This window comes from Lysinibacillus mangiferihumi, assembly GCF_003049665.1.
Classification (GTDB): Bacteria; Bacillota; Bacilli; order Bacillales_A; family Planococcaceae; genus Lysinibacillus; species Lysinibacillus mangiferihumi.
This window is the reverse complement of sequence record NZ_PYWM01000069.1, coordinates 1-5897: the sequence shown is the minus strand read 5'-3', so window position 1 is coordinate 5897 and position 5897 is coordinate 1. Positions and strand designations below refer to the sequence as shown.

Sequence of the window (5897 nt, the reverse complement as noted above, 5' to 3'; positions counted from 1 at the left end):
CGTGAGGTCGATGGTTCGAGTCCATTTAGGCCCACCATTATTCCGAAGTAGCTCAGTTGGTAGTAGCACCTGACTGTTAATCAGGTTGTCGCAGGTTCGAGTCCTGCCTTCGGAGCCATTTTTTTATTTATGGGGAAGTACTCAAGAGGCTGAAGAGGCGCCCCTGCTAAGGGTGTAGGTCGGGTAACCGGCGCGAGGGTTCAAATCCCTCCTTCTCCGCCATTGGCCCCTTGGTCAAGCGGTTAAGACACCGCCCTTTCACGGCGGTAACACGGGTTCGAATCCCGTAGGGGTCATACTAAAACACAGTCGATATGAGCAATCATATCGACTGTGTTTTTTTGTCTAGATCATTTTAAAAATCGTCTACCGATTTAACGGTAGACGATTTTTTGCTTAACTACGTAATAGCATTCTTTCAAGAGAGCTACGAGCTTCTCGAGCCGTTGACGCATCCACTTGAATGCGATTATGTGGCTTACCTTGGTCAATACTTTCAAGTGACCAAAGTAGATGTGGAAGGTCGATTCGATTCATTGTAAGACAAGGGCAAAAGTTTTCGTTTAAAGAGATTATATGTTTATCAGGATGTTGTTGAATAATGCGATTTACTAGATTCATTTCTGTTCCGATTGCCCACGCCGATCCGCTTGGGGCGTTAATAATCGTATCGAGAATATATTTTGTAGAGCCTGCATCATCTGCAGCAGCAACTACTTCACGGCTACATTCAGGATGAACAATAATGCGCATATTTGGATATGTTTGACGAACCTTAGCAGTATGTTGTACTGTAAAACCTTCATGCACCGAACAGTGTCCTTTCCACAATATGACTTTGATATTTTCTGGAGATTGGTCTGTTTCAAGTGTATTTGTATGAGGGTTCCAAACCGCCATACTTTCTAGTGGAACACCTAAGTCAAAAGCAGTGTTTCTGCCCAAATGCTGATCTGGTAAAAATAAAATACGCTGCTTTTGTGAAAAAGCCCATGTTACCATTTCTTTAGCATTAGAGGAGGTTACGCAAGCCCCACCGTGACGTCCCGTAAATGCTTTAATGGCTGCAGTCGAATTTACATATGTTAACGGCAATATTGTATTACCAAAAAGTTGTTGTAAAATAGGCCAAGCCTGCTCTGTTTGATAAATATCAGCCATATCTGCCATGGAACAACCTGCACGCATATCAGGTAAGTAAACATATTGTTTTTCAGTCGTGAGCATATCAGCCGTCTCTGCCATAAAATGTACTCCACAAAAAACGATATGTTCTGCTTCTGTATTAGCAGCAGAAATTTGAGCAAGCTGTAAGGAATCTCCTGTGGCATCAGCAAATTGAATCACTTCATCTTTTTGATAGTGATGTCCAGGAATAAAAAGCTTCTTACCTAGTTTCTTTTTAATAGCTAAAATTCGAGACTCCATTTCGGTCGTTGATAATGTGCGGTAATGCTCAGGAAGTAATGAAGTTTGTTGTAGTAGACTAGTGATGGACAAGTGTATGCTCTCCTTTCAGTTGTACAAGTGCACTTATATCAAAGGCTTTTACTGAATGCGTTAGTGCACCCAGTGAAATCCACTGAATACCTGACTTTGCATAAGCATGTAAATTTTCTAATGTAATGCCACCAGAAGCTTCAGTGGCAATATGTGTTGGAACGGATTGAATCCAAGCTGCTATTTCTTCAGGCGTACAATTATCGAACATAATAATGTCTGCACCTGCGGCAATGGCTTCATCTAACTGGACTTTTGTTTCAATCTCTACTTCGATTTTTACTGTATGCCCAATTTTTTTACGAGCGGTTTGTACGGCTTCTGTAATACTACCAGCAAAAGCAATATGATTATCCTTAAGCATAATCGCATCGTATAAGCCACTTCGATGATTATAGGCACCACCTATACGTACAGCATATTTATCAAGCATCCTTAAGCCAGGAATCGTTTTGCGTGTATCGCAAATTTTCGCAGAAGTTCCTGCTGTTTCCTGAACAGCTCTATTGGCTGCTGTGGCGATGGCGGACATGCGCTGAATAAGGTTTAAAATCACTCGTTCTCCTATCAATAATTTCTGTAGAGGTCCTTTAATAACTGCAAGAATATCACCATAGTTCACGGCATCACCGTCATTTTTATGCATTGTGATCTGCATGGAAGGATCGAGTAACCGAAAACCATGTTCGATAATAGGTGTTCCGCAAAAAATACCACTATCTTTTGCATAAAAGGAAAAGGAACCGGTTTGCTCGATTGAAAAGATAAGTTCGCTTGATAAATCCCCATCTCCTATATCTTCATTAAAAAATTGCTTGAGCATTTCCTCGAGTTTGATGATATTCATACATTGAATTCCTCACTTTCATTTGTCCTTGTTGAAAAATAATCCAGCGCTGTGCCCAGTCTGTTTCACTGTTAGGCGTATCGTTGCGAATATGAGCGCCACGAGTTTCTGTTCGTGTAAGAGCCGCATGCCCCATCAGCGAAGCAACAATATGCATCATGTAGAGTTCAAGGTGCTGTGCATTGAAATTCATCACATTCACTTGAAGTAAATCTTGTAATGAAGGTAATTGCTCTACAAAAAGTTGCATATCGATAGGGTTTCGCACGATGCCTAATGTATGCATCATTGCTTGTTGTAATTGCTCTTTCGGTAATAATGGGGGCATCGACTGTTGATATTTTGCAGCAGCAAGCGTGAAATTCGTTTGGTTGCAACCAGTTTGTATGATATATTGAGCCATCTTTTGGCCGAATGTGATGCCTTCCAGTAATGAATTGCTTGCTAAACGATTTGCACCATGAACGCCCGTACAAGCAACTTCGCCGACAGCATATAGGTTTGCAATCGTAGTTCTTCCCATGTCATCAGCTATAACGCCGCCCATTAAGAAATGGCTTCCTGGTGCTACAGGGATTAGGCCATTTTGTAAATCAATACCGTTGTCAATGCAAAGTTTTGTAATCGTAGGGAATTTCTCTTCAAAGTGCTGAATGTTTGTAATATCAATAAATGTTTCTTGCCCAGATGCGCGCTTTATATATAATGTGTGGGCAGTAACATGACGTGGTGCTAAATCTAGCAGTGGATGTACACCCGTCATAATAGGTTCACGCTGTGCATTAACAAAAATACCTCCAGCGCCTCGAACAGCTTCAGAAACCAATCCTTTAGCCTCGCCATCACACCATAATAAACTTGGATGAAATTGCATAAATTCCATATCACTGATAGCAGCGCCTGCGCGATATGCTAATGCAATACCATCTCCCGTATTCGTGGCATAGTTAGAAGTGCTTGGATAAAGAGCACCTGCACCACCTGTAGCAAGAATGACATGATGGGCAAAGTAACGTTTTAATCCTTCTTCACCCTTTGTCAGGACGCCAATACACGCGCCATTGCTGTTTAATATCAATTCATAAGCCAATTCATTGCAATGAATAGAAATGTTTGGCGATAGGTGTTTAAGTAAGTAATCAATCAATATTTGACCAGTCCTATCGCCCCCAGCATGTAAAATACGATGATGACTATGGGCTCCTTCTAAGCCAAGTGCCGGTTCACCGGTTTCTTGCCGATCGATGGGCAATCCCTCTAAGAGAAATTGCTTCATAATGGTAGAACCATCCTTTATAAGTGTTTCAACAAATTTTTTCTCGTGATGGCATTCACCGGCAGCTAATGTATCAGCAATATGCAAATTTGTATGATCTTCAGGACTAGTAACGGCAGCTATGCCTCCTTGTGCACGATAAGAGCTACTCATTTTAACAGAGGATTTCGTAACAATCTGTACTTTAAAATGCTGTCCAAGTAGTCGTGCTGCTTGAAGTGATGCAATGCCACTACCAATAATGAGTATGTCTGTCTTTACATCCATAGGTCTACCTTCTTTACAGTTGTCTTGACACATATCTTTACATAAAATAAAAAGGAAAACAAGACTTGATGACTAGAAAGGGAGAATTAGATGATTTACATGGATTATGCAGCAACATCTCCAATGTCTAATAAAGCACTTGAAGCTTATTGTGAAGTGGCAAAACGTTATTATGGAAATAGTGCAAGTTTGCATGATTTAGGAGGACAAGCAAATTACTTTGTAGAACAGGCGAGAGCTATCGTAGCAAGAACACTCGGCGTTAAAAGTGATGGGATTATTTTTACTGGAAGCGGAACAGAAGGGAATTTACTATCGATTTTATCACTGGCTTTAGCTTCAAAAAAAGGCAAGCATATAATTTCATCGCAAGCTGAGCATACGTCTGTCCATGCAGCATTAAATACACTTGAGAAAATGGGTTATTCCGTTACAAAATTACCTTTACAACTGGATGGGTGTATTCAAGTCAATCAGGTACGAGAGGCTATAAGAGAGGATACAGCATTAATAACAATTCAACATGTAAATTCTGAAATAGGCTCTATCCAACCAGTGGAAGAAATTGCTTTAATAGCAAACAGTCAAAATATATTTTTTCATGTAGATTGTGTACAGTCCTTTTGTAAGCTACCAACTACTTCTTTTTGTGCAAATGTAGATGCAATTACCATTTCTGCCCATAAAATAGGAGGGCCAAAAGGATGTGGGGCAATATTTGTAAATCCTCAAATTCGAGTGCCGTCTTTAACACCCGGCGTAACACATGAACGTGGTTTACGTGGTGGAACATTAGATACACCTGCCATTGTGGCGTTTGCGACAGCCATTGAAAACTATCATTTTGAGCGTCAACATTATGAATTGCTGCGCCAATATCTACAAAGCCATTTACCACCAGCTTGTCGATTAATTGAGTGTGTGAAGCAACTACCTAATATATGTGGTTTGATGATGGACAAAGTGGAAGGGCAATACGTGTTACTCAAATTAAACGAAGCCGGTATTTGTATTTCAACTGGTAGTGCTTGTGATATACACAGTGAATCTGGCACAAAAGCAATTATATCAATGGGTTATACAATGGAGGAAGCACGACAGTTTTTTAGATTATCATTTGGACCAACAACAACATTTGAAGAAATTGATCAATTAACCTTTGCATTGTCTAACATTCTAAAATAAAGTAGGTATTGAAAAAAGCCTTTAATTTTTCTGATAATAATCACTTCCTGTGAAAATTAAAGGCTTCTTTGTTCTGATAAATTGCTTCTTGACGTTATTAGTAAGCATGAGCCTTTAGTGATAACTGCAAAAGCCATCTATATTTTATTGTTGCAAAGGCGTAAAAACAACCTCTACCAAAGAAACAGTAGTAGCGTTCGTTAAAAATATACATCTCTTTGTCGACAATCTAACTATTTTATTGATTTGTGTAAATAAAATGTTTTCTTTTGGAAAAACAATTGTTATAATGGTTAGCAGAGCGATAAATTCTCTCACATAACAAAAATATCTTTAAAAAGTAATAATTTCTTTTTTTTATAAAAAAGTGTTGCATTCTCTAGATAAACGTTATACAATAATTCTTGTCTTGAAGGACAGGTAAACAACTTCAAAACGAAATACATAAGAGTTTCAAGATAAAAGCTATTCGCAAAAGTGGTTGAGAGAAGGAAGAAGCGTACTCTAGTACGTAACTGACCGAACGCATGAAGCTATTGCAATAATACTTTGGATTGAAAGTCGAAACATAGTCTAGTGATGATGGCAAAGAGGTCACACCCGTTCCCATACCGAACACGGAAGTTAAGCTCTTTAGCGCCGATGGTAGTTGGGGGCTTCCCCCTGTGAGAGTAGGACGTCGCTAGGCATAATACCCAGGAGGATTAGCTCAGCTGGGAGAGCATCTGCCTTACAAGCAGAGGGTCGGCGGTTCGAGCCCGTCATCCTCCACCATATTGCCGGTTTAGCTCAGCAGGTAGAGCAACTGACTTGTAATCAGTA

At 39.9% G+C, this 5897-nt stretch carries 4 protein-coding genes, 4 tRNA genes and 1 rRNA gene; 6 read left to right on the top strand and 3 right to left on the bottom strand.

What is annotated here, in order from left to right; genetic code table 11:
- Nucleotides 1–41: 41 nt before the first annotated feature.
- The 3 genes from C9J37_RS27020 (at nucleotide 42) to C9J37_RS27010 (ending at nucleotide 296) form a co-directional block, all read left to right on the top strand.
- Nucleotides 42–118: transfer RNA gene (locus C9J37_RS27020), tRNA-Asn, on the top strand.
- A gap of 13 nt (nucleotides 119–131) precedes the next feature.
- A tRNA-Ser gene (locus tag C9J37_RS27015) sits at nucleotides 132–222 on the top strand.
- A gap of 2 nt (nucleotides 223–224) precedes the next feature.
- Nucleotides 225–296 (top strand) — tRNA-Glu (locus C9J37_RS27010).
- A 100-nt stretch (nucleotides 297–396) separates the two neighbouring features.
- Here the strand turns inward: C9J37_RS27010 and nadA are convergent.
- From nadA to nadB, 3 genes are read right to left on the bottom strand one after another with little or no spacing between them, the layout of a single operon-like run.
- Nucleotides 397–1500: a quinolinate synthase NadA gene (gene nadA, locus C9J37_RS27005; protein WP_107897869.1), complete on the bottom strand. Its 1104-nt coding sequence runs from the start codon at nucleotides 1498–1500 to the stop codon at nucleotides 397–399.
- Nucleotides 1487–2347, bottom strand: a complete 861-nt coding sequence (gene nadC / locus C9J37_RS27000; protein ID WP_107897868.1) for a carboxylating nicotinate-nucleotide diphosphorylase — start codon at nucleotides 2345–2347, stop codon at nucleotides 1487–1489. The genes nadA and nadC overlap by 14 nt, the downstream gene beginning before the upstream one ends.
- On the bottom strand, nucleotides 2304–3890 hold the full coding sequence (gene nadB / locus C9J37_RS26995) for an L-aspartate oxidase (RefSeq protein WP_107897867.1): 1587 nt from the start codon (nucleotides 3888–3890) through the stop codon (nucleotides 2304–2306). The genes nadC and nadB overlap by 44 nt, the downstream gene beginning before the upstream one ends.
- Before the next feature lie 99 nt (nucleotides 3891–3989).
- On the opposite strand from nadB, the gene C9J37_RS26990 reads away from it, so the two are divergent.
- The 3 genes from C9J37_RS26990 to C9J37_RS26980 all read left to right on the top strand — a co-directional run bounded on the left by C9J37_RS26990 (nucleotide 3990) and on the right by C9J37_RS26980 (nucleotide 5849).
- Complete coding sequence (locus tag C9J37_RS26990; protein WP_107897870.1) at nucleotides 3990–5075, top strand: cysteine desulfurase family protein; 1086 nt, start codon at nucleotides 3990–3992, stop codon at nucleotides 5073–5075.
- A 572-nt stretch (nucleotides 5076–5647) separates the two neighbouring features.
- Nucleotides 5648–5763 (top strand): 5S ribosomal RNA (gene rrf / locus C9J37_RS26985).
- A 10-nt stretch (nucleotides 5764–5773) separates the two neighbouring features.
- Nucleotides 5774–5849 (top strand) — tRNA-Val (locus C9J37_RS26980).
- Nucleotides 5850–5897: the final 48 nt, after the last annotated feature.

Excerpts from the sequence above, each read along its gene's own strand:
- C9J37_RS26990 (WP_107897870.1), top strand. The coding sequence starts at position 3,990 with ATGGATTATGCAGCAACATCTCCAATGTCTAATAAAGCACTTGAAGCT.
- nadC (WP_107897868.1), bottom strand. The coding sequence starts at position 2,347 with ATGAATATCATCAAACTCGAGGAAATGCTCAAGCAATTTTTTAATGAA.
- nadB (WP_107897867.1), bottom strand. The coding sequence starts at position 3,890 with ATGGATGTAAAGACAGACATACTCATTATTGGTAGTGGCATTGCATCA.